The following is a 22,312-nucleotide window of genomic DNA, read 5'->3' as shown; positions in this document are numbered from 1 at the left end:
GGACGGATCAGCCGTTGAGGATCAGCTCCTCCAACTGCTCGAGCATGTGCGCGGGCAAGTCCGAGTCCGGTCCTGTCGCGTTGAGTACGATCGCGACAGCCGTCTGGGACTCCGGGTGGTACATCGCGAGGGCCTGGTAGCCGAGGCCATTGCCGGTGTGCCCGATCCAGTCGCCGATGCGACCGATGCCGAAACCGTACTCGTCGTAGAACGGGCTCGCCGGGTCGGGGGCGGTGTCGCGCCACTCCGAGAGCCGACGCTCCTGCGAAGCGTCCGACACGAGCGTTCCCGCGCCCAGCGCCTCGGCCCACGCGGCAAGGTCTCCCGCCGTACCGAACAGGCCGCCGGCGGCAGAGAACGCGCTCGCGCGGACGGCGGGAAGCTCCTCCACGGTGCCGTCAGCATCCACCTGGAACGGGGCTGCGGTCCCCTCCGGTGGCAGAACGTTTCCCGGATACACGACTGACGCGAGCTGGAGCGGCTCCAGGATGCGTGACGCGACCGCCTCGGGCCAGCTGAGCCCCGAAGAGGTGTCGATGATCTGCCCGAGTAGGACCGTGTTGGTATTGGAGTACTCGTAGCTCGTCCCGGGAACGAACTCCTCGGGAACGCCGTCCGTGAGCCCGTACAGGGTCGTGTCGGTCCAGCTACGCGTCCAGTCCTCGACCAGCAGGTCGACAAGGCCCGCTTGCGTCGAATAGCTGGGCACCCCCGAGGTCATCGTGGCAAGCTCATCGATCGTGGCGGCCGTCTCGATCCCGGTTCCGGCAGTGGGCGCCGGCGCATCGAGATCCAGGATGCCGTCGTCGGCTAGCTGCAGCACGACGGTCGCGACGAACGACTTGGTCACGCTGCGGTAGGCAAACAGGGTGTTATCGGTCACTGGCGTGCCACTGGCATCCGCAATTCCGGCAGGGTAAACCGTGGTCGCCCCGTCGCGGCGGATAGCGATCGCGCCGCCGGGGACGGATGCCGATTCGAGCGCTGCGGCGAGAGCCTCGCTTACCGGGTTCGAGGGCGCTGCGGCGCTGCATCCGGACACGAGTGCTGTGACGGTGGCGGCCGTGATAGCTCCCGCGAGCATGCGCCCGCGATATCGGGTGTGGCGGGTCATCGTTCCAGCCTAGAACGAGAGTTCAGCGCATTTCGGACACCAGGACGGCGCTCGTGCCCGCGACGAGGGCCTCGAAGACGTGCGCTGCATCGCCCGGATAGCAGAGGTAATCGCCGGGCTCCAGGTCGAAGGGTGAGTCGCGCGGACCGACGCGTGCGCTGCCCGAGAGGAGGACCACATGCTCAGTGGTGCCCGTCGGATGAGCGTCCGAGAGTCGCGGCGAGCCTGGTTCGGCGCGGAGGAGGTACAGGTCACGCCTGACGTTCGGTGCGGCAGCCGACAGGAGCAGCGCCTCGTACGCAGAGCCCGCGGCTCGCACTCCGTGGCCATCGCGCGCTCGGATGAGCGTCGGCTCGCTCTCGCGATCTTCCACCAGTGCGGCGAAGGGCGCGCCGAGTGCGGTGGCGATCGCCCACAGGGTCTCGACGTTGGGATTGGCCGAACCTGCTTCGATTTGCGAGATGGTGGCCTTGGACACGCCCGAGCGTCGAGCCAGCTCTGCGGCAGAGACCCCCGCGCGTTCGCGTTCGCGGCGCACGGCGGTCGCGATGCGAGACCCCAAGCCCATATGGTTCAGTATGCCGAACGATTGTCTATTTGACCAAACGAAATGGCTGCTGCAGGATGGCGAGCATGGAGCCGGTCGACGTGCCGCCGGAAGGCGGCGAGACGGATGCCGCACGCGGAGCGTGGCGCCAGGGCGTGAGTGTCGCGCTGGCGACAAGCGCGTACGGCGTTTCGTTCGGGGCGCTGTCGGTCGCGGCGGGACTTGATGTCTGGCAGACCTGCATCCTGAGCCTCGTCATGTTTACCGGAGGTTCGCAGTTCGCCTTCGTCGGGGTGATCTCCGCCGGCGGACTCGCGGCGATCCCCGCAGCCGTCGCGTCGGCCGCGCTCTTGGGCGTGCGAAACGTCGCGTACGGCATCCGGATGTCGACCCTGCTGCCCCCGGGGCGCTTGACCCGCATCGTCGCGCCGCAGTTCACAATCGACGAGTCCACGGCAGTCGCGCTCGCGCAGCGAACGCCACGCGCGCGAACCGTCGGCTTCTGGGTCACCGGCATTGGGATCTATGTCGGCTGGAACCTCTCGACCCTTATTGGTGCTCTCCTGGGCGACGTGCTCGGCGATCCGCGCGCGTACGGACTCGACGCCGCGGCCGCAGCCGCTTTCCTCGCCCTGCTGTGGCCGCGTCTGCGCGGAAGGCAGCCCATCGTCGTGGGGATTGCGGCCGCCGTCGTGGCTACCGTGCTGACGCCTTCGCTCATGCCCGGTCTCCCGGTGCTGATCGCCGCTGTGGTCGCTATCCTGGTCGGCTGGTTCGACTGGGGCTCGCGGTCCGCCGCGACGCGCACCGCCGGTGTCGAGGGGCTCGACGAACCCGACGATCTTCCAGAGCGGGAGGGGCTGCCGTGACGTTGTGGAGCGCAATCGCGCTGGCATCGGTGATCTGTCTGGCTCTCAAGGTGACCGGATACCTCGTTCCGCCGCGCCTCCTCGAGGCGCCGCGGCCCGCGCGGATCGCCGACCTGTTCACGGTCGCGTTGCTCGCCGCGCTGGTTGCCGTGCAGACGCTCGGGGTCGGCGAGGCGATTGTGGTGGATGCCCGGGTCCCCGCCGTCCTGGTGGCGGCGGGCCTGCTCCTGCTGCGCGCGCCGTTTCTTGTCGTGGTGGTCGCGGCAGCTGCGGTAGCAGCAGCGCTGCGGTGGTGGGGTCTGGCTGTCTGAGGTTTCGTGCAGCGCCACCGCGATACAGTGATGCGGTGCAGCGCTTCTCGTTCCTTCGGCTTGCCGCGTGGGTTGTTGCGCTGGTTGTCGGGGCGATCTATGGGGCCGCAGGTACCGTCAGTCACGCATATCGCGTATTCGGCATCCCGGTGGGACTCGTCCTAGCCATGGTCGCCGGCGCGGCAGTCATCATCGCGGTGCGCCTGCTCACGGCTGACCGGTGGGCTGCGCTTGCCACCGGGCTTGGCGCCATGGGTGTGACGATCGTCCTGTCGGGCACCGGAGCCGGCGGTTCAGTGATCGTGCCGCAGTCGGTACTGGGCGTCGTATGGACCTTGTGGCTTCCCCTTGTCACCGCTTTCGTGGTCGCCTGGCCCGAGCGGGTCGATCGCGGCCGGGCGGTCGAGGCAGCCGACTAGACTTGCATTCGTGACGTATGTGATCGCCCTTCCCTGCGTCGATGTCAAGGATCGCGCCTGCATCGACGAGTGCCCCGTCGACTGCATCTATGAGGGGGAACGTAGCCTCTACATCCACCCTGACGAGTGTGTCGACTGCGGCGCCTGCGAGCCCGTGTGCCCCGTCGAGGCGATCTATTACGAAGACGATCTGCCCGAGGAATGGCAGGACTACTACAAGGCGAATGTCGAGTTCTTCGATGACCTCGGCTCGCCCGGGGGAGCAGCAAAGGTCGGTGTGATTCCCAAGGATCACCCGGTCATCGCTGAGCTGCCTCCGCAGAACCACTGATCCCGGATTTCGACGGATGGGCGTCGCCGATCTGGCCGATTACCCGTGGGACGCGATGGTGCCCCACGCTGCGCAGGCGCGCTCCCACCCCGACGGGATGGTCGATCTTTCGATAGGTTCGCCGGTCGATCCGACTCCCGAGGTGATTGCGAGAGCTCTTGCCGCAGCGACCGACGCTCACGCCTACCCGCAGACGGTTGGAACGCCCCTCTTGCGAGAGGCGATCGTCGACTGGTATGCCCGCCGTCGAGGGGTTCCGGGGCTCACGATCGACGATGTGGTCCCGACGATCGGGTCGAAGGAACTCGTCGCCCTCTTGCCGCTGCTCCTCGGCCTCGGGCCCGGAGATGTCGTCGTCCATCCGGTGGCGGCATACCCGACCTACGAGGTCGGTGCACGAGTCGTGGGGGCGACCCCGATCGCGGCCGACGATCCGGAGCAGTGGCCCGAGAACACTCGGCTGGTCTGGGTGAACTCGCCGGGCAACCCCGACGGCGCCGTGCTGGATGCTGCGGCGCTGCGTACCGCCCGGGAACGCGCGAGCGAGCTCGGAGCGGTGTTCGCGAGCGACGAGTGCTACGCCGAGCTCGGGTGGGAAGCGCCGTGGGACCGCGAGCAGATTCCGTCAGCTCTGGACCCCCGCGTCACCGGAGGGAACAACACCGGAGTCCTGTCGGTGTACTCGCTGAGCAAGCAGTCGAACCTCGCGGGCTACCGCGCAGCCTTCGTCGCGGGCGACACCGCGATCATCCAGCGGATGCTGACAGCCCGTAAGCACCTGGGGCTGATGCCGCCGGCGCCCGTTCAGGCGGCGATGGCTGCCGCCCTGCGCGATGACACGCACGTCGCCGAGCAGCGGGAGCTGTACCGGCACCGGCGCGGGATCCTGCTTCCCGCCGTGCAGGAAGCGGGATTCCGGGTCGATCGGAGCGAGGCCGGCCTGTACCTGTGGCTTACGCGCGGTGAGGACGCCTGGACCTCCGTGGAGTGGTTCGCGCAGCGCGGCATCCTGGTCGGACCTGGCGTCTTCTATGGCGCGCAGCACTCGCACCACGTCCGGCTCTCGTTGACGGCAACCGATGAACGTATCGCCGCTGCGGCGGATCGCCTCCGCGCGGGCTAGACACCCCCCCACGCCCGCTCGGGCACCGCGCTGCGAGGTTTCCTCCATCGAAAGAGCACCCGCTTTGGCTGTGCGCACAGTAGGCCGGGCCGACTACTAGGCTGTAAAGGCAGCCCGGGCACCGACGCGTGCTTGGACGGCTCCGCGAGGCGGCGAACCCGTCCCGGTGCCGACGACAGCCCCAGACAATGCAAGGAGGCGCCGTGGACGACGCGCAGACCCCGCAGCAAAAGGCCATCCTGACCGTCGGCGATCGGACCGCGGAGTTCCCCGTGCTCCACGGCACCGACGGAGTACCGAGCATCGATGTCGCAACCTTTACGCGGCAGACGGGGTACACGGCCCTGGACTACGGATTCGTCAACACCGCCTCCACCAAGTCGGCGATTACCTATATCGACGGGGATGCCGGCATCCTGCGCTACCGCGGTTATCCGATCGAGCAGCTCGCGACTCACAGCACGTACCTCGAGGTCGCGTGGCTGCTCATCTACGGCGAGCTGCCCACGGCCGACGAACTCGCGGAGTTCGACAACCGCATCCGTCGCCACACACTGCTGCACGAGGACCTCAAGCGCTTTTTCGGCTCGCTGCCGCCGACCGCGCATCCGATGTCGGTGCTGTCGGCGGCGACGGCCACTCTGTCGACCTACTACGAAGACGAGTCCGACCCCCACAATCCCGAGCACGTCGAGGTCAACACGATCCGGCTTCTCGCGAAGCTCCCGGTCATTGCGGCCTACGCCCACAAGAAGAGCATCGGCCAGGCTTTCCTGTACCCCGACAACTCGATGAGCTTCGTCGACAACTTCCTCAAGCTCAATTTCGGTGTCCTATCGGAGCTGTACGACGTCAACCCCGTCGTATCCCGGGCGCTCGAACGGTTGCTGATCCTGCACGAGGACCACGAGCAGAACGCGTCGACCTCGACGGTGCGCCTGGTCGGGTCGACCGGCGCCAACCAGTTCTCGTCGATCTCGGCGGGTATCAACGCGCTTTACGGCCCGCTGCACGGCGGTGCGAACGAGGCGGTTCTCTCGATGCTCGCCCGCATCCGAGACTCGGGCGAGAGCGTCGAACGCTTCGTCGAGCGGGTCAAGAACAAGGAGGACGGCGTCAAGCTCATGGGCTTCGGGCACCGGGTCTACAAGAACTACGACCCGCGCGCAAAGCTCGTGAAGGAGTCGGCCGACGAGGTGCTCTCGGAGCTCGGTGTGCATGACCCGCTCCTGGATCTTGCCAAGCAGCTCGAAGAGATCGCCCTCAACGACGACTACTTCAAGGAGCGTCGCCTTTACCCGAACGTCGATTTCTACACCGGCGTCATGTACAAGGCGATGGGCTTCCCCACGCGCATGTTCACCGTGCTGTTCGCGATCGGCCGCCTTCCGGGATGGCTCGCGCACTGGCGTGAGATGAACGCCGACCCGCAGACCAAGATCGGCCGCCCGCAGCAGCTGTACACGGGCGCACCCGAACGCACCTACCCTGGCGTCTGAGTCAGCTGTCGCGGCGGGACTCTGGCATTCTGAACGGATGCCGAAACTCCTCGTCCGCGTTCCCTCCCCGCTGCTTGCCGACGGCGAGCTGACGCACCTCGACCGGGTCGAAGCCGATCCGGACCTCGCCCTGTCGCAGTGGCGGGACTACGTCGCGGTGTACCGCGACAGGGGATGGCAGGTCATCGATGTTCCTGCGGCACCGGACCAGCCCGACGGCGTCTTCATCGAGGATGCCCTCGTCATATTCGACGACATCGTGGTGATCGGTCGGCCCGGCGCCGAATCCCGGCGCGGCGAAATCGCAACGGCCCGCGCGGTAGCAGAGACGCTCGGTTTTCCTGTGCACGAGATCGAAGCGCCGGGCACCCTCGACGGCGGCGACGTGCTCAAGATCGGGCGCACCGTCTACGTCGGGGCGTCATCGCGGACCAATGATGACGGCATCCGCCAACTGGAGGCCCTGCTGAGCCCTCGGGGATGGAAGGTCGTCGCGGTGCCGGTGACACGCGTCCTGCATCTGAAGAGCGCGGTGACGGCGCTTCCTGATGGAACCGTCATCGGGTACGAGCCGCTCGTCGACGACCCGTCGGTGTTCCCCCGATTCCTCCCCGTGCCCGAAGAGCACGGCACCGCCGTTGTCGTCCTCGACGAGGCGACAGTCCTGATGTCGGCCGATGCACCGCAAACGGCTGCGCTTCTCCGCTCGCGCGGGCTCACCGTCATCCAGACACCCGTGACGGAGTTCGAGAAACTCGAGGGGTGCGTTACGTGCCTCTCAGTGCGCGTGCGTCGCTGACGCGCAGATTCGACCTCGCCTCAGGCGTGGAGCGCTTCGTTGAGGGTCACCCCGACGCCAGCGCGGCGGACTGCCTCGATCGCTCCCGTGAGCGAGTTGCGGCGGAACAGGATGCCGTCCCGGCCCGAGAGCTCAGCACCCTTGACTGTCGGGCGCGTACCGTCAGCGCCGACAGGCTCGTCGGCGAGCACGATCTTCGACCCTGCGGTGACGTACAACCCTGCCTCGACGACGCAATCGTCCCCCAGAGAGATGCCGATGCCCGCGTTTGCGCCGAGGAGGGAACGGCTCCCGATCGAGACACGGTGCGTGCCGCCTCCCGAGAGTGTGCCCATGATCGAGGAGCCGCCGCCGATGTCGCTGCCGTCACCGACGATGACGCCCTGTGAGATTCGGCCCTCCACCATGCTCTGGCCGAGGGTTCCGGCGTTGTAGTTCACGAAGCCTTCGTGCATCACGGTGGTTCCGGGGGACAGGTACGCGCCCAGCCGCACGCGAGACGCGTCGCCGATGCGGACGCCCGTGGGCACGACGTAGTCGGTCAGGCGCGGGAACTTATCGAGGCTCTGTACCTGGATGCCGGCGCGTTGCAGTCGTGCGCGGCGCCGGTCGAGCTCGCGCGGGTCGACGGGTCCGGCGTTGGTCCAGGCGACGTTGGGGAGCGCACCGAAGATGCCGTCAAGGTTCAGGTTGTTCGGAGCGACGAGTCGGTGTGACAGTGCGTGGAGGCGGAGGTAGGCATCCGGTGTGCCCGAGGGTGCCGCGTGGAGATCGATCTCGATCTCGACCTGCTCGATGCTGACGCCGCGCGTGTCATCCGTGCCCACAGCCTCGGCTACCAGAGCTCGTGCGGCCTCGTGAGCGTCCCGGTGATCAGACAGTGCCCCCGCCTGAGGCGACGGGTACCAGGTGTCCAGAACCGTGCCGTCTGCCGCGACAGTTGCCGCCCCGATACCGCTGATCTTCCGCTGTGCCGTCATCGTTCCAGGGTATCGAGTCGCGCCCCGGGCGCTGCGCCTGTCACGCCCCGCCCATCGCACAGCTTCGACCCCTGGCTAGACTCGAGGAGTGCTGGACCTGACCTCGAATGCTGTCGATCTCACCCGCGCGATCTGCGATATCCCCAGCGTCTCGGGAGACGAAGGACATCTCGCGGACCTGATCGAGCAGGCAGTGGGCGACCTGCCACACCTCGAGGTCATCCGAGACGGCGACACGATCATCGCTCGCACGAATCTCGGGAGAGATCGCCGGGTTGCCATCGCCGGCCACATCGACACCGTCCCCATCAACCGCAACGTTCCCACGCGAACGGTCGACATCGACGGCGAAGAGTTCATCTGGGGCCGCGGCACCGTTGACATGAAGGCCGGAGTAGCGGTGCAGCTCAAGCTTGCCGCCGACCTCGTCGCGCCGAAGGCTGACATCACGTGGATCTGGTATGACCACGAGGAGGTGGCTGCTGCCCTCAACGCGCTCACCCGCATCGCAGCGACCCGGGCCGACCTGTTGGCCGCCGACTTCGCTATTCTCGGGGAGCCCTCCAACGGCCAGGTGGAGGGCGGCTGCAACGGCCACATGCGGGCGATCGTCAGAACGCACGGTGTGCGTTCGCACAGTGCACGGTCATGGATCGGCGAGAACGCCATCCACAAGGCGGCACCGATTCTCGAGCGGCTCGCCGCCTACACGGCGCGGGAGGTTCCCGTTGACGGGCTCGTCTACCGGGAAGGTCTGAACGCTGTTCGCATCACGGGCGGTGTGGCAGGAAACGTCATCCCCGACGTCTGTGAGGTCGAGGTGAACTACCGCTTTGCTCCCTCACGCAGTGGCGCCGAGGCCGAGGCGCACGTGCGAGAGGTCTTCGACGGGTTCGAGGTCGAGGTCATCGATATGGCCGAGGGCGCGCGGCCGGGGCTCGATGACCCGCTGGCGCAGGAGTTCGTCACTGCCGTTGGCGGTACCGCGCAACCCAAGTACGGCTGGACGGATGTGGCACGGTTCTCGGCTCTCGGCATCCCCGCTGTCAACTACGGCCCGGGAGACCCGCAACTCGCTCATCACGACGAAGAGCGCGTTGCCGTTGCCCAGATTCTGGATGTCGAGCGCGGGCTGCGCGCGTGGCTGACCTGACGGCACCGGCGCCGCCATCCCGGCGGTCGCTACCGCCGGCGCTGACGATCGCGCTCATCTATCTCGCTGCGCGTGCCGTCACGTTCGGCTTCCTGATCCTGGCTGCCGCGTTATCGGCCGAGGGAACACGCTTCGGTGCGGGGGCGAGTGTCCAGGATCTCGTCGTGGGGTGGGATGCCCAGTGGTATTGGTTCCTGGCGGTCAACGGTTACCCCGCCGACCTTCCTCTCACTGACGCGGGCGCTGTCGCCGAAAATCAGTGGGCGTTCATGCCGATCTACGCATACCTCGCTGCCGCCATCGCGCCGCTCGTGGGCGGTTGGTGGGGAGTCGCTGCCGTTCTGATATCTCTGGCAGCCGGGTACGGCGCAACCTACGTGCTGTACCGGATGCTGCGGGGTCGGATCGGGGGATCGGCTGCCATCTGGGCGTCCGCCTTCTTTGCTGCCGGTCCGTTGGCTGCACTGTTCCAGGTGGGCTACGCGGAGGCGCTCTTCCTGCTGTGGCTCTTCTTGGCGCTGTGGGCTGTCACCGCCCACCGCTTCGTGTGGGTGTATCCGCTGGTGGTCCTGATGGGCTACACGCGGCCCGGCGTTCTCGCGTTCGCACTGTTCATCGGGCTCTTCGGAATCTGGCGCTTCTTCTCACGCCGCGCCGAACCGCTTCGTGTGCGCGAGGTCATCCACATCGTCGCCCTGGGCGCGCTCGCCACCGCTGTGGGGTTTTCCTGGCAGATCATCGCGGCTATCGTCACGGGGGATCCGGGCGCCTACCTTGCCACTGAACTCGCGTGGCGGCGCAACTGGCTCCCGGGCGATTCGGGGCACTTCCTGCCGTTCGACGCCTTCGTGCGCGGTGCCGCGTTCTGGGGGGAGGTCTGGGGGTGGGGGGCTGTCGGCGGCGTCATCCTGCTCTCGGTGATTCTGGCCGGGGCGGCCGCGGCGCTGCTCTGGGCGCCGCAGGTGCGGGCACTGGGACCCGAGATCCGCCTCTGGGCTGTCAGCTACCTCGTCTACCTGCTGGCGGTGTTCTTCCCCCAGTCGAGCATCTTTCGCCTCCTTGTTCCGCTGTCACCCCTCTGGGGCGCCTTTGCGGTGCCGCGGTCCATCGTGTGGCGCGTCGGCGTCCTCATTGCGTGCCTGGCCGGGCAGTGGTGGTGGATCTACAACATGTATGCCCTCGGCAATCGGTTCTGGCAAATCCCCTAAGCTTGATTGGTAGACCACGACGAAAGGGAGCCGCCATGGCAGCCATGAAGCCGCGAACCGGAGACGGACCGATGGAGGCCGTGAAGGAAGGCCGCCTCATCATCGTGCGAGTACCTCTCGAAGGCGGTGGCCGCCTTGTCGTCTCGGTGAACGACGCCGAGGCCAAGGAACTGTACGACGTGCTCGGCGGAGTTGTCGGAGCCGCGTAACACGCGATCATCTCAACGCGAAAGCGGCCGGTCGGTAGACCGGCCGCTTTCGCGTTGTCGGTGTGGCGCTTTAGACCGACGGGAGCGTCGTGAGCTGCAGGAGTCCTTCGCGCGCAGTGTTGAGCGCACCCAGGACAGCGGGGGACTGTGCAACCTCTTGAATGAGCGAGCGGTACGCGGTCGTCACCTCGTCGCGCTTGACCGGATCGGCGACGGCACCTCCGGCGAGGACTCGGGGGATGAGGACGGTACCGCCGGGGCGTACCAGTCGCAGTCCGTGTTCGACGTATTCGATGACGCCCTCGGGCTCGGCGTCGACCAACACGATGTCGTACGATGCCTCGTTCATGCGCGGAAGCACCTCGGCTGCGCGGCCCGTGATGAACCGGGCGCGAGCGGGCGGCACCTTCGCCTGCGCGAAAGCCTGACGCGCTGCCCCGAGATGCTCGGGCTCGACATCGATCGTGGTGAGAGTTGCCTGCGGCGCACCGCGCAGCAGCCACAGGCCGGAGACTCCGCCGCCCGTGCCGATCTCGACGATGTTCAGCGCGCGCCCGACGGCGGCGATGGTCGCACACTGCACGCCGACTGCCGCGCTGATCGGTTCGGCGCCCAACTCCAGCGCAGCCTCGCGAGCGCGGGCGATCGCGTCGGGTTCGACCGTGACCTCTTCGACGAATCGATTGACCGCGTGATCTCCCATGCACTGCCCTTTCCCTGAGGGGCAAGCCTACGTGCGCGCGCCCGGATTCTCGCTGAGGCGCGAGGGGTAATCTTGAGCCATGTTCAACGGGATCACGATCGAGAAGCTTTTGCTGATCGGTCTGATCGCCGGGATGATCATCGGCCCCCAGCGTCTTCCGCGCTATGCGGCAGCACTCGGACAGTTCGTGCGTCGAGCTCGCGACTTCGCCCGCTCCGCAGGCTCGCGCGTGAAAGAGGAGATGGGCGAGGACTTCGACGACGTGGATTGGCGCACGCTCGATCCGCGCCAGTACGACCCCCGTCGCATCATCCGTGAGGCCCTCCTCGATGACCCGCCGACACCGCCCGTCAAGCCGCAATCCGCAACGATGGCGGCCGCCGGCACAGCTGCTGCCGCGGCAGAGAGCGCAACGTCGACGAAGGCACCGCCGCTGGCCGCCGGCGAGACTCCGCCGTTCGATGCGGAAGCTACCTGACGCGCATCGGCAGGGAGCGGCCCGACAGTCCGCGGCCGGAGCCCAGAACCGCATCCGCGACGGCCTCGATTGCCGCCGCGGCGGGGTCGCCGGCATCCGTCACGAGGTGCACGTCGCCGGCGTCGCCTGATGCCCGCACGCCCTGACTGAGCGGGATGGAGCCGAGGAGCGGGACGGGTTCGGCATCCGTCTGCAGCGCGGTGGCGACAAGCTCCCCGCCGCCGGAGCCGAACAGATCGAGCACTGTGCCGTCGGGAAGGGTCAGCGGCGCCATGTTCTCGACGACTCCCAGCACGCGCTGACCGGTCTGCCGGGCCACGAGACCCGAGCGGATCGCGACGTCGGCGGCCGCGCGCTGGGGCGTGGTCACCACGATGACCTCGGCGTGGGGCAGGAGTTGTCCGACGGAGATCGCGACATCGCCGGTTCCCGGTGGCATGTCTAGCAGCAGAATGTCGAGGTCACCGAAGTGGACGTCGGTGAGGAACTGCTGCACGGTGCGGTGGAGCATCGGGCCACGCCACGCCACGGCGCCGAGCGGCTCCTCTCCCGAACCACGTCGCAGGAACATTCCGATCGAGATCACCTTCACCCCGTGCGCGACGGGAGGCAGCATGAGGTCATCGATCCGCGTCGGTTGCGGGGGCGTGCCGTCCGGTCCGACAAGACCCAGGATGCCGGGAATCGAGAACCCGTGGACGTCGGCGTCGATGAGCCCGACGCGCAGGCCCCGCGCTGCCAGGCTCGTCGCCAGCAGCGCGGTCAGTGTCGACTTGCCGACCCCGCCTTTGCCGCTCGTGACGGCGATCACGCGGGTCAGGGAATCGGGCCCGAACGGCATCGACCTGGCCGGGCGCCCGGCGCGGAGCATCTCGGTGAGGCGAGCGCGCTCCTGTGCATCCATGACCCCCACTGCGATCTCGGCGGAAGCCACGCCCGGTACCGACAGTGCGGCGGCACGAACATCGGATTCGATTCGAGCTGCAGCGGGGCATCCGGCGACGGTGAGCGCAATGTCGACCCATGCCGTGCCGTCATCGACGCGAGCGCCGCGAACCATGCCGAGCTCGCCGATCGGGCGGCGCAACTCCGGATCCATCACGGCGCCGACGGCGCGCGTGACCTCGTCTGCGGCTGTCACCGCACGCCCCCGCTCATCACGCCGAGCCGTCCTCGCGAGCCGGAGACGCGTTCGTGGCGGGCGCGCCCTCGGTGTGCTGCGGCTCCGCGCGTTCGTCGAGCTTTCTCAGCAGCGATTTCAGCTCGGCGCGCAGCGTGTCACGGGTGACGACCTCGGAGGTGACTTCGGTGAGGGCGATGCGGAGGGCCACGATCTCGCGCGCGAGGTACTCGGTATCGGCCAGGTTTCGTTCCGCGCGCTGGCGGTCCTGCTCGATCTGCACGCGGTCGCGATCATCCTGGCGGTTCTGGGCGAGCAGGATGAGGGGAGCGGCGTAGGAAGCCTGCAGCGAGAGCATGAGCGTCAGGGCCGTGAAGCCGTTGGCCGCGGAATCGAACCGCAGATTCTCGGGGCAGCAGTGTTCCACGCGATCCACGCGACGCAGAACAGCGTGAGGGCCACGAGGAACCACGGGGTCCCCATGTTTCGGGCGATCCATTCCGTGGCCCTGCCGAACCGATCCCGCGAGGGCTGAGGTGTGCGCCCGCGAATCGGCATGCTCGACCGACCGCGGGGGGCATCCAACCCCCGAGGCGAGCGCGCCATCACAGCTTCACCGGCCCTGTCCAGGGAAAGGACACCGGTCGCTGGTCGGTGGAGTGCGAGCGCCAGTCCTCGGGGAGGAGGTAGTCCAGGACGTCGTCGACGCTGACAACACCGACGAGGCGGTGGACCTGATCGACGACGGGCACCGACACGAGGTTGTACGAGGCGAGGATGCGGGCGACCTCGGCTGCCGTCGCGGTAGCCGCGAGCGGCTCGATGGTGTCGTCGATGAGGGAACCGAGCCGCTCGTGCGGCGGGTAGCGCAGCATCCGTTGGAAGTGCACGGTACCCAAGAACCGCCCCGTGGGAGTCTCGTACGGGGGAAGGGTGATGAACACTGACGCCGCGAGTGCCGGATGCAGTTCATGGCGGCGGATGAGCGCGAGCGCTTCGGCGACCGTCGCTTCGGCCGAGAGCACAATCGGCTCGCTCGTCATGAGACCACCGGCAGTGTCAGGGCCGTACTTGAGGAGCTCGCGAACGTCCTCAGCTTCCTCGGGCTCCATGAGGTCCAGGAGCTGCTCGGAGCGAAGGGCGGGAAGCTGCCCCAGAAGATCGGCCGCGTCATCCGGTTCCATGGCGTCGAGGATGTCGGCGGCGCGCTCGTCGCCCAGCTGCTCGAGGATGTGCGCCTGGTCGTCCTCGGGCATCTCTTCGAGTGCGTCGGCGAGGCGGTCGTCGGGGAGCTCTTCAGCGACCTCGAGCAGGCGTGCGTCGGGAAGGTCGAGCAGCGTATTGGCGAGGTCGGCGGGTTTCAGCTCGCTGAGGGTCGCAACGAGCTGTTCCGCCGACGGCTCCTGCGTCGAATCGAGTTGCTCGGTGACCTCATCCCAGCCGGCGAGCGTTGTCGGGCCCTTCGTGAACGGAGAAGCGCTCGTGCGGGGACGGCGCAAGAACAACTGTCCGATGTCCCAGGCGCCCAGCCGGTCGCGCTCGATGGCGGCATCCTCGATGACCGCTTCCCCTGATCCGTCGCGGAAGTAGACCCGACGACCGAGAAGTTCGGCGAGGACCCGGACCTCGCCGCCGCGCTGCTGGAACCGGCGGACATTGATGAGGCCGGTGGTGATGACCTGTCCCGGCGCGATCGAGGTGACACGCCCGATAGAGACGAAGACGTTTCGCCGACCGGGGATCTCGACTACGAGTCCGACGACGCGGGGCGGGTCATCGGCACGGTAGACGACCACGACATCGCGGACGCGTCCGAGCCGATCGCCGGCAGGGTCGAAGACTGCGCAGCCAGAGAGCCGCGCGACGAAGACCCGCTGCGTGTTCACCCGTCCAGCGTAGCCCGGCGCCCGGGCATGGCCTCCTGCGGTTACGTGCGGCGATTCATGTCGACTCAGCGGACGGCGAGACCCGGCATGGGAGGATGGACGAATGAGCATGATGGGGGGCCAGTTCGCCCGCAACCTCGAGGACGTCGGACAGACCGTCGCGACCTTCGACAAGTACGAAGCCGCCCAGAAGGCGGTGTCCAAGCTCATCGCCGAAGACATTCCTGCCCGCGAGATCACGATCGTCGGTCAGGGGTTGCGTTCGATGGAGCGGGTCACCGGTCGCCTCGGCTACGCCACGGCAGCGCGATCAGGCGCGATCAACGGACTACTCCTGGGCATGCTGTTTTCTGCCGTCTTCGTACTCGGGATGCCGAACGTGCCGATCCAGGCCTTCGTCGGGGTGCTGTTCGTCGGTATCGCGATCGGCATGCTCGCCAGCTTGCTGACCTTCGCCATCGTGCGCCGCCGCCGCGACTTCGCGTCGGTCATGCAGTTCGTCGCCGACCACTACGACATCGCCGTTGCCGGCAGCAGCGCGGGAAGGGCACGCCAGGTGCTGGGACCGCAGGCTGCAGCGCCAGCGCCGCAGCGTACGCAGGTGGTCACCCCGCCGCCCGAGCGCCCGGCCGCGCCCCTGGAGCCGCCGCGCTACGGCCAGCGGATCGAAGACGTGACGCCGCCGGAGCCGGCGGAATCCGGCACTGATGCCTCATCTGCGCCGGGCACTCCCGACACCGGAGCCGGCCAGGATGCGGCGCCGCGGGGCGACGACAAGGCGTAGTCGCCCGCTCGGTGCGCTAGCGCGCGAGCCGCGCGATCCAGGCTTCGACCTCGTCGGCTGTGCGGGGGATGCCTGCTGACAGGTTCACGGGGCCCTCGACGGTCATCAATACGTCGTCCTCGATGCGAACGCCGATTCCGCGCAGTTCTTCGGGAACCGTGAGGTCGTCGATCTGGAAGTACAGGCCCGGCTCGATCGTGAACACCATCCCGGGCTGCAGGATGCCGTCGTAGTACATCTCCCTGCGCGCCTGAGCGCAGTCGTGAACGTCGATGCCGAGGTGGTGGCTGGTGCCGTGGACCATGTACCGGCGATGCTGGCCACCGGTGTCCGCAGCAAGAGCCTCCTCAGCGGTCACCGGCAGAAGGCCCCACTGCGCAGTGCGCGCAGCGATGACCTGCATGGCGGCTTCGTGGATCGAGCGGAAGGTCACCCCGGGGCGGGCTGCAGCGAACGCGGCATCCGCGGCCTCGCGTACCGTCTCGTAGACGCGTCGCTGCACGTCGGTGAATGTCCCGCTGACCGGCAGGGTTCGGGTGATGTCGGCGGTGTAGAGACTGTCGAGCTCGACGCCGGCATCGATCAGGATGAGATCTCCCGGTAGCACCGCGCCGTCGTTGCGGGTCCAGTGCAGGTAGCAGGCGTGGGGTCCGGATGCGGCAATCGTGTCGTATCCCTCGCCGTTGCCGTCGCTGCGCGCGCGCAAGTGGAACACTCCCTCGACAATCCGTTCCCCGCGGGGGTGTCGGGCGATTCGGGGGAGGTCGGCGACGATGTCATCGAACCCCGCTGCGGTCACGGCGACGGCTTCGCGCATCTGCGCGATCTCATCCTCATCCTTGATCAGTCGCATCTCCGAAACCGCGCGGGTGAGGTCGGCGTCAACGTCCACGACGCGCTCGCCGTCGGCTGGTGCGAAGGCGGCGATGTGGTCGGTACGGATGCCGAGGTCGGCAGCAACACCCGCCAGGGCCGGACGCGGCCCGATCCAGAACTCCCCGATGGACGCATCGGCGTAGAACTCTGCCGTCGTACGGTCAGCGCGCTCGCGGAAGTACAGGACTGCCTCGTGTCCGCCGTCGGGAAGCGGGTCCATCACGAGGATCGCGCCGGGTTCGGCATCCGACCCCCACCCGGTCAGGTGTGCGAAGGCCGAATGAGCCCGGAACCGGTAGTCGGTGTCGTTGGAGCGCTGCTTGAGCTCACCCGCGGGAAAGACCAGGCGCTCGCCGGGGAAGGCCGCCGAGAGCGCGTGGCGGCGTCGCGCCGCGAAGGCGGCCCGCGACCGGGCGGGGGGGAACGTTTCGGGGCGCTCAGCCCAGCCCGTCGAGATCGTGTCGAGGAAGCCCTGCGGGAACGGCTGCTTGCGGTTCGTCGTGCTGGTTTCGGTCGCCGCAGTCGTCGTCGTGGCTTCGCTGTCGCCGGTCGTGCTCATTCATCCAGTCTCGCACGCGAGGTTCTCGTGGGTCAGGGTTGGGCTGGTTCCAGTTGCACCACGAGCGGTCGGTGATCGCTTCCGCTGCCGTCGACCGATGACAGAACGAGTGAACCCGTCACCGTCCACGCGTCGGTTGTCATGACGTGGTCGATGGCGGTGCCCAGTAGCGAGGGCCAGGCCGTGCTCCAGGTGCCCACGGATCCCGTGCCGCTGGCTGCCGCCGCATCCACGCACCGCCCGAGTTCGCCCCCATCGACGCCGAGTCCGCCGAAATGGTCGAGCGTCGCGTTGAAGTCGCCGGCCATGATGACGTTGTCGGCAGCGCACTGGTCGCCGAGCCAACGCAGATCGGCGCGCCAATCCTCCATGTAGCCGGAGCGGGGTGCGACGGCGTGAGCTGCCACGACGATCGGGCCGACCCCCGAAACGGGCATCGCTACGGCGCTTGGCACCGTGGATGTCGTGCTCGTGCCCTCCACCGACGATTCGATCACCGCATAATCGCCGAGATCGGGGGTGATGAGCAGGGTCGTCGATCCGGCATCCCAGGGCGTCGAGGGGTCTTTCGCGTGGTGTGCCCACATCGGATGGCCGAGCTCCCTCATCTCGATCGCGACCTGTTCGCCGGTCTCGATGGTCGTTTCGGGAAGAGCGACGATGTCGGCATCCATCGCGACGGCCAGGCGCGCGATCTCATCGGCGGAGGTCGCCGGTCCCGCGGTGTTCCAGGTCATGACGCGGATGGCGGTGTCGGTCTTTGCGGGAAGGCTCTCGGTGCCGATACCGCGGCCCAGGACGATAGCCCCGTTCGCGAGAACACCGATCACTGCAACGATCACGACGGTGATCGCGAGCGGTCGAATCGACCGAGCGAACGACGCGAACAGGGCGAGGATGCCGACCGCCGCGATGGCGAGGAGGATCACCCCGCGGAAAGCGATGATCTGGGCGATCGGTGCCAGGCGTTCCACCCGGAAGAAGTCGGGAGCGGTGAGCACCGCGACCACGGCGACCCAGATCACCGCAACGAGGATCCCCAGAGCTCGACGCACGTCCGCGAGCCTATGACAGCGTTCTGAGAGAAGGGTACGAGCCGCGCCGCGGTGAGCTGTGCACGCGGCGCTAGGCTCAAACGATGGACGACGAGCGGCTCTTCGAGGGACCCGCCGACCTGCATCTGCATTCGACGCAGTCAGACGGGACAGACGCGCCAGCTGACGTCATGCGGGCAGCGCATCGTCACGGCCTGCGCATCGCCGCCCTGACCGATCACGACACCGCCGCGGGTTGGGGTGAGGCCGCCGAGGCAGCCGCGTCCCTCGGCATGATGTTCGTGCCGGGCATGGAGATGTCGGCGCGCGATGACTGGCGCAGCGTTCATGTGCTCGCCTACCTGTTCGACCCCGACGACGAGAACCTGCGGGCGATGACCGAGCGGGTGCGGACCTCTCGCCTCGACCGGGCCCGGATGATCTCGGACCGGATCGCCCGAGACTTCGACCTCGAGTGGGAGGACATCCTCGAGCAGACCTCCGACGGAGCTACCGTTGGTCGCCCTCACATCGCCGACGCGCTCGTCGCTCGGGGGCACGTGCGCGATCGTGATGAGGCCTTCCGCGGCATCCTCAGCCCCCGGAGCCCCTACTACGTCGCCCTCTTCGCGCCCGACCCGGTGACGGCTGTCCGGCTCATCGTGGCAGCCGGGGGAGTGCCGATCCTCGCCCACCCTGCCGGGCGCGCGGGCCCCTTCCCGGCGCCGCTGGTGACCCGGATGCTGGACGCCGGTCTCGCCGGCTTCGAGCTCGGCCACCGCGACAACACTGCTGCCGGCATCCGTCAGCTGGAGTCCTTGGTCGCCGAACGCGACCTCATCGTGACCGGATCGAGCGACTACCACGGCCTGGGCAAGCCGAATGTGCCGGGCGAGCACACGACAGACCGCGCGATGGTCGAGCGTATCCTCGCCGCCGGGCGAGGGAGTGCTCCCGTCTACCCCTGAGCCGGGCGTGCCTCTGCTGGCGTGGCGCGCGCCACGCCAGCGTCGCAGAATCGCGCGAACTCCGCACTTTCGGGCCAGAATCCTGCGAGGTTCGCGCGATTCTGCGAGGTTCGGATGCCGACCCCGACCCCTGCGAACAGCGAAGCGCCCCCGCCTCGAGAAGAGACGGGGGCGCTTCGCGTGAGCGTCGGATCAGCCGAGGGCCTTGGCCTTCAGCTGGTCGTACTCGGCCTGCGAGATGGTGCCGGCGTCCAGAAGCGACTTGGCGCGGGCGATCTCCTCGGCCGGGCTGTGCTTTGCCCCGCTACCGGCGACCGACTGGATGTAGGCATCCTGGGCCTGCTTGATCTGCTCGGCCTCCTTCATCGAACGCTCGCCCATGCCGCGTCCGCGGGCGATCAGGTAGACCAGCGCCGTGATGAAGGGCAGGAAGAGCAGGAAGATGATCCAGACGGCCTTCCACCAACCGTTCAGCTTGTGGTCACGGAAGAGGTCGCCGATGATCGCGAACAACACGAACAGGTATGCAACGAAGACGAAGATCCACAGGAACCACCAGATGATGTCCCAGAACGAGCCCCAGAATCCCTGGTACTCGTATCCCGTCGTCACAGCTTCAAGAAATCGCATGACAGCCTTTCGGGGTTTGTGCGGCGCGATGCCGCAGCCATCACCTTAGCGCTGTCGGGTGCCCCGTTTCGAGAGCAACGCCCGCGCGATCACGCGGAGATCAGGCTGCGTCGGGGCGCGGGCCGCGGCGCCGGCGGCGACGGCGCGGCGTCGTCGTGCCGTCGCGGTGCTCGGCGCCCCCACCGTCGTGCGTGCCGGCACCGTCGGCTGTGCGCGGCGGCGTTCCCGACGAGCCCTGCGATCCGCTTGAGCCCGACGAGCCGCCGCGCGAGCGACGCCGACGCGACCCGGACCGTCCGTTCGACGACCCGCCCTCCGCCGTGGAGACGGTCTCGGTGCGCGGCGCTGTCACGATGCGACCCTTCGTCCCCTCGGGGATGTCGAGATCGGTGTACAGGTGAGGGCTCGACGAATACGTCTCGATCGGCTCCGGCTGACCGAACTCCAGCGCGCGGTTGATCAGGGCCCACTTGTGCAGGTCATCCCAGTCGACGAAGGTCACGGCGATACCGGTGCGCCCAGCGCGCCCGGTACGACCTGCCCGGTGCAGGTACGTTTTCTCGTCATCCGGGATGGTGTGGTTGATCACGTGTGTCACGTCGTCGACGTCGATGCCGCGCGCCGCGACATCCGTGGCGATCAGCACATCCTTCTTGCCGGCCTTGAACGCTGCCATCGAGCGCTCGCGCGCTTCCTGGCTCATGTCGCCGTGCACGGAGGCGGCTGAGAAGCCGCGGTCTTGCAGCTCGTCGACGAGCTTCTGCGCCGCTCGCTTGGTCCGCGTGAAGATCACCGTCTTGCCGCGCCCCTCGGCCTGCAGGATGCGGGCGATGACCTCGTCCTTGTCAAGCGAATGGGCGCGGTAGACCAGGTGCCGGATGTTGGCCTGCGTGAGTCCCTCATCCGGGTCGCTTGCCCGGATGTGGATCGGGTTGCTCATGAACCGGCGCGCGAGGGTCACGATCTGCCCGGGCATCGTCGCCGAGAACAGCTGTGTATGGCGAACGGCGGGAACGCGCTGGAAGATCTTCTCGATGTCGGGAAGGAACCCGAGGTCGAGCATCTTGTCGGCTTCGTCGAGCACGACCTCGGTCGCGTTCGAGAGATCCAGGAGGCGCTGGCCTGCCAGGTCGATGAGTCGACCCGGGGTACCGACGACGATCTGCGCGCCGGCCTTGAGCTGCTCGATCTGACCCTCGTAGGCCTTTCCGCCGTAGATGGCGACGACCGAGGTCGGCCGGTTCTTGGTCAGCATGTCGATGTCTTCGTAGACCTGAACCGCAAGTTCGCGGGTGGGGACGACGATCAGCGCCTTCACGCCGGGCTCGGGATGGAGCCCGAGGCGCTGCACCACAGGGATGCCGAATCCGAAGGTCTTGCCGGTTCCGGTCTTCGCCTGGCCGATGATGTCCTGGCCGGGAAGGCCCAGCGGAATGGTCTGTTCCTGGATCGGAAACGCATCCACGATGCCGCGCTCGGCGAGCGCATCGACGATGTCTTGATCCACGCCGAGATCGGCGAAAGTCGTCACGATAGAAGCCTGTCTGGCAGCCTGTGCTGCCGCTGGTGTCGGATCCACGCCCTTCACTCAGCCGCAGGCGCGGGGCTCCGGGCCTACGCCGGAGACCGCCCCAGTCTACCGGCGGGCGCTGGATGACCCCTCGGAGCGGCCTCGCTCGGCGGGTCGGCCCATGCTGGCCCTAGGCTGTGTGCGTGGTCGACTGGAAGTTCTGGCGCAAGAGCCGTCCGCTGGCCGCGACGCTGTCGTTGCGGTCCCGGGGCGATTTCGGCGACGCCCACCGCGTTGATTTCGAAGAGCTCGCCCCCGACATCGATGTCTTCCTCGGGCAGGCCGCCTATCTGCAGCTCGGGTTCTTCGAGACGCTGAGTGAACTCATCGCTATGACGCCGTCGCTCGAGAAGAAGGAAGCGCTGTCGCGGGCTGCGGGCGCGGCGCTGACCAAGCACGAGGCTCTCGTTGGCGTCATCCGTGATCGCGGAGACGACCCGACGGCGCTGATGCTGCCCTTCCGGGAACCGCTCGATCATTTCCGCCGCGCCACCCACGGCGTGCGTCCGCAAGAGACGATGCTCTCGGTGCACATCATCGCCGGCATGCTCGATGACTTCTACCTTGCGCTGGCTGCCAGCTACGGAGACACCGGTCGTCGTGTGGCGCGCATCCTCGGTGCGGATGCCGATCGCCAGGCCGTCGTCGAAATTCTCACCGAGACGATCGACAGTGACGATGAATGGCGATCACTGCTGGCGATGTGGGGTCGGCGCCTGGTGGGCGACACGCTCCTGGTTGCGCGCGCAGCCCTTCGACCCAAGCACCTTCAGCTGCAGGACGAGCAGAAGGTCGAGCCGGTGTTCACGCAACTCATGGCAGCGCACTCCCGACGGATGGACGACCTCGGACTTGCCGCGTAGTCCGCGCGGTGAAGCTCAGGCGACGAACCCGACGCGGCGAGCCTCTTCGGTGCCGACCTCGACGTAGGCCAGTCCTGCCGTGGGGACGATGTAGGCGTTGCCGCGCACATCGGTGAAGGTGACGTGAGTGGCGCCGGAGTCCAGCGCCTGGGCGACGGACTGGCGCACGTCAGCGGCAGAATCGTTCGTCTCGAAGTTCAGCTCGCGACCCGAATTCGTGATGCCGATGCGAATCTCCACGTTCCTGCCTTTCTCATGCCCCGTGCGACGGGTGTCGTA

25 protein-coding genes and 1 pseudogene are annotated in these 22,312 nt (G+C 67.6%); 14 read left to right on the top strand and 12 right to left on the bottom strand.

Annotated elements, in window-relative coordinates; genetic code table 11:
* Nucleotides 1–7: 7 nt before the first annotated feature.
* Both MICSW_RS10060 and MICSW_RS10055 read right to left on the bottom strand, forming a co-directional pair.
* On the bottom strand, nucleotides 8–1,114 hold the full coding sequence (locus MICSW_RS10060) for a serine hydrolase domain-containing protein (RefSeq protein WP_464495560.1): 1,107 nt from the start codon (nucleotides 1,112–1,114) through the stop codon (nucleotides 8–10).
* A gap of 22 nt (nucleotides 1,115–1,136) precedes the next feature.
* Entirely contained in the window at nucleotides 1,137–1,682 is a 546-nt protein-coding gene (locus MICSW_RS10055; RefSeq protein WP_464495557.1) for a helix-turn-helix domain-containing protein, read from the bottom strand.
* A gap of 65 nt (nucleotides 1,683–1,747) precedes the next feature.
* Between MICSW_RS10055 and MICSW_RS10050 the strand changes: the two genes are divergently transcribed.
* The 7 genes from MICSW_RS10050 (at nucleotide 1,748) to ddaH (ending at nucleotide 7,012) form a co-directional block, all read left to right on the top strand.
* Entirely contained in the window at nucleotides 1,748–2,530 is a 783-nt protein-coding gene (locus tag MICSW_RS10050; protein WP_464495555.1) for an AzlC family ABC transporter permease, read from the top strand.
* On the top strand, nucleotides 2,527–2,841 hold the full coding sequence (locus tag MICSW_RS10045; RefSeq protein ID WP_464495553.1) for an AzlD domain-containing protein: 315 nt from the start codon (nucleotides 2,527–2,529) through the stop codon (nucleotides 2,839–2,841). Before MICSW_RS10050 ends, MICSW_RS10045 begins: the two co-directional genes overlap by 4 nt.
* A gap of 35 nt (nucleotides 2,842–2,876) precedes the next feature.
* Entirely contained in the window at nucleotides 2,877–3,260 is a 384-nt protein-coding gene (locus MICSW_RS10040; RefSeq protein ID WP_292727221.1) for a histidinol dehydrogenase, read from the top strand.
* A 10-nt stretch (nucleotides 3,261–3,270) separates the two neighbouring features.
* Nucleotides 3,271–3,591, top strand: coding sequence for a ferredoxin (gene fdxA / locus MICSW_RS10035; protein ID WP_195691809.1), 321 nt, complete (start codon nucleotides 3,271–3,273; stop codon nucleotides 3,589–3,591).
* Nucleotides 3,592–3,607: 16 nt separating this feature from the next.
* Nucleotides 3,608–4,714 carry a succinyldiaminopimelate transaminase gene (dapC, locus tag MICSW_RS10030; protein ID WP_292727218.1) on the top strand — a complete coding sequence of 369 codons (1,107 nt, stop codon included), beginning with the start codon at nucleotides 3,608–3,610 and terminating at the stop codon, nucleotides 4,712–4,714.
* Between the two features lie 203 nt (nucleotides 4,715–4,917).
* Entirely contained in the window at nucleotides 4,918–6,213 is a 1,296-nt protein-coding gene (locus MICSW_RS10025) for a citrate synthase (protein WP_228177100.1), read from the top strand.
* A 37-nt stretch (nucleotides 6,214–6,250) separates the two neighbouring features.
* Nucleotides 6,251–7,012, top strand: coding sequence for a dimethylargininase (gene ddaH / locus MICSW_RS10020; protein WP_228177101.1), 762 nt, complete (start codon nucleotides 6,251–6,253; stop codon nucleotides 7,010–7,012).
* Between the two features lie 20 nt (nucleotides 7,013–7,032).
* Here ddaH and dapD read toward each other — a convergent pair whose 3' ends face one another.
* The gene (gene dapD, locus MICSW_RS10015; RefSeq protein WP_292727216.1) at nucleotides 7,033–7,992 is read right to left on the bottom strand and encodes a 2,3,4,5-tetrahydropyridine-2,6-dicarboxylate N-succinyltransferase; all 960 of its coding nucleotides are present in this window, start codon (nucleotides 7,990–7,992) and stop codon (nucleotides 7,033–7,035) included.
* 88 nt (nucleotides 7,993–8,080) lie between these two features.
* Here dapD and dapE point away from each other — a divergent pair, with 88 nt between their 5' ends.
* Genes dapE through MICSW_RS10000 form a run of 3 tightly spaced genes read left to right on the top strand, consistent with a single transcriptional unit; the run spans nucleotide 8,081 to nucleotide 10,562 of the window.
* On the top strand, nucleotides 8,081–9,145 hold the full coding sequence (gene dapE / locus MICSW_RS10010; RefSeq protein WP_228177103.1) for a succinyl-diaminopimelate desuccinylase: 1,065 nt from the start codon (nucleotides 8,081–8,083) through the stop codon (nucleotides 9,143–9,145).
* Nucleotides 9,133–10,353, top strand: coding sequence for a hypothetical protein (locus MICSW_RS10005; protein ID WP_464495546.1), 1,221 nt, complete (start codon nucleotides 9,133–9,135; stop codon nucleotides 10,351–10,353). Before dapE ends, MICSW_RS10005 begins: the two co-directional genes overlap by 13 nt.
* A 35-nt stretch (nucleotides 10,354–10,388) precedes the next feature.
* Nucleotides 10,389–10,562, top strand: coding sequence for a DUF3117 domain-containing protein (locus tag MICSW_RS10000; protein ID WP_076490128.1), 174 nt, complete (start codon nucleotides 10,389–10,391; stop codon nucleotides 10,560–10,562).
* Nucleotides 10,563–10,632: 70 nt separating this feature from the next.
* Here MICSW_RS10000 and MICSW_RS09995 read toward each other — a convergent pair whose 3' ends face one another.
* Nucleotides 10,633–11,265 (bottom strand): O-methyltransferase, encoded by a 633-nt coding sequence (locus MICSW_RS09995; RefSeq protein ID WP_292727213.1) that lies wholly within the window; start codon nucleotides 11,263–11,265, stop codon nucleotides 10,633–10,635.
* A gap of 79 nt (nucleotides 11,266–11,344) precedes the next feature.
* Here MICSW_RS09995 and MICSW_RS09990 point away from each other — a divergent pair, with 79 nt between their 5' ends.
* Nucleotides 11,345–11,743: a twin-arginine translocase TatA/TatE family subunit gene (locus tag MICSW_RS09990; RefSeq protein ID WP_228177106.1), complete on the top strand. Its 399-nt coding sequence runs from the start codon at nucleotides 11,345–11,347 to the stop codon at nucleotides 11,741–11,743.
* Here MICSW_RS09990 and MICSW_RS09985 read toward each other — a convergent pair.
* The 3 genes and pseudogenes from MICSW_RS09985 to MICSW_RS09975 all read right to left on the bottom strand — a co-directional run bounded on the left by MICSW_RS09985 (nucleotide 11,736) and on the right by MICSW_RS09975 (nucleotide 14,749).
* Nucleotides 11,736–12,842 (bottom strand): Mrp/NBP35 family ATP-binding protein, encoded by a 1,107-nt coding sequence (locus tag MICSW_RS09985; RefSeq protein WP_464498333.1) that lies wholly within the window; start codon nucleotides 12,840–12,842, stop codon nucleotides 11,736–11,738. The two genes, MICSW_RS09990 and MICSW_RS09985, sit on opposite strands and share 8 nt — an antisense overlap.
* 58 nt (nucleotides 12,843–12,900) lie before the next feature.
* Nucleotides 12,901–13,469 (bottom strand): annotated as a pseudogene (locus MICSW_RS09980) (DUF1003 domain-containing protein).
* A complete protein-coding gene (locus MICSW_RS09975; RefSeq protein WP_228177109.1) occupies nucleotides 13,469–14,749 on the bottom strand; it encodes a magnesium transporter MgtE N-terminal domain-containing protein in 1,281 nt (426 codons plus the stop codon). The pseudogene MICSW_RS09980 and the gene MICSW_RS09975 overlap by 1 nt, the downstream one beginning before the upstream one ends.
* A 103-nt stretch (nucleotides 14,750–14,852) precedes the next feature.
* Between MICSW_RS09975 and MICSW_RS09970 the strand changes: the two genes are divergently transcribed.
* On the top strand, nucleotides 14,853–15,533 hold the full coding sequence (locus MICSW_RS09970; RefSeq protein ID WP_228177110.1) for a YflT domain-containing protein: 681 nt from the start codon (nucleotides 14,853–14,855) through the stop codon (nucleotides 15,531–15,533).
* A 16-nt stretch (nucleotides 15,534–15,549) separates the two neighbouring features.
* On the opposite strand, the gene MICSW_RS09965 is transcribed toward MICSW_RS09970, so the two are convergent.
* The gene (locus tag MICSW_RS09965; protein ID WP_228177111.1) at nucleotides 15,550–16,968 is read right to left on the bottom strand and encodes an aminopeptidase P family protein; all 1,419 of its coding nucleotides are present in this window, start codon (nucleotides 16,966–16,968) and stop codon (nucleotides 15,550–15,552) included.
* Nucleotides 16,969–17,000: 32 nt separating this feature from the next.
* Nucleotides 17,001–18,023 carry an endonuclease/exonuclease/phosphatase family protein gene (locus MICSW_RS09960; protein WP_228177112.1) on the bottom strand — a complete coding sequence of 341 codons (1,023 nt, stop codon included), beginning with the start codon at nucleotides 18,021–18,023 and terminating at the stop codon, nucleotides 17,001–17,003.
* Between the two features lie 83 nt (nucleotides 18,024–18,106).
* On the opposite strand from MICSW_RS09960, the gene MICSW_RS09955 reads away from it, so the two are divergent.
* A complete protein-coding gene (locus tag MICSW_RS09955; protein WP_464495535.1) occupies nucleotides 18,107–18,970 on the top strand; it encodes a PHP domain-containing protein in 864 nt (287 codons plus the stop codon).
* Between the two features lie 192 nt (nucleotides 18,971–19,162).
* Here MICSW_RS09955 and MICSW_RS09950 read toward each other — a convergent pair whose 3' ends face one another.
* Together MICSW_RS09950 and MICSW_RS09945 are read right to left on the bottom strand one after the other, a co-directional pair.
* Entirely contained in the window at nucleotides 19,163–19,600 is a 438-nt protein-coding gene (locus MICSW_RS09950) for an SHOCT domain-containing protein (protein ID WP_228177114.1), read from the bottom strand.
* Nucleotides 19,601–19,700: 100 nt separating this feature from the next.
* Nucleotides 19,701–21,131 carry a DEAD/DEAH box helicase gene (locus MICSW_RS09945; protein WP_228177115.1) on the bottom strand — a complete coding sequence of 477 codons (1,431 nt, stop codon included), beginning with the start codon at nucleotides 21,129–21,131 and terminating at the stop codon, nucleotides 19,701–19,703.
* Between the two features lie 182 nt (nucleotides 21,132–21,313).
* Between MICSW_RS09945 and MICSW_RS09940 the strand changes: the two genes are divergently transcribed.
* Entirely contained in the window at nucleotides 21,314–22,033 is a 720-nt protein-coding gene (locus MICSW_RS09940) for a ferritin-like fold-containing protein (protein WP_228177116.1), read from the top strand.
* Between the two features lie 15 nt (nucleotides 22,034–22,048).
* Here the strand turns inward: MICSW_RS09940 and MICSW_RS09935 are convergent, their stop codons facing one another.
* Complete coding sequence (locus MICSW_RS09935; RefSeq protein WP_195691794.1) at nucleotides 22,049–22,273, bottom strand: DUF3107 domain-containing protein; 225 nt, start codon at nucleotides 22,271–22,273, stop codon at nucleotides 22,049–22,051.
* Nucleotides 22,274–22,312: the final 39 nt, after the last annotated feature.

This window comes from Microbacterium sp. SW12 (genome assembly GCF_055391095.1).
This window is presented reverse-complemented; position numbering and strand designations above follow the sequence as displayed.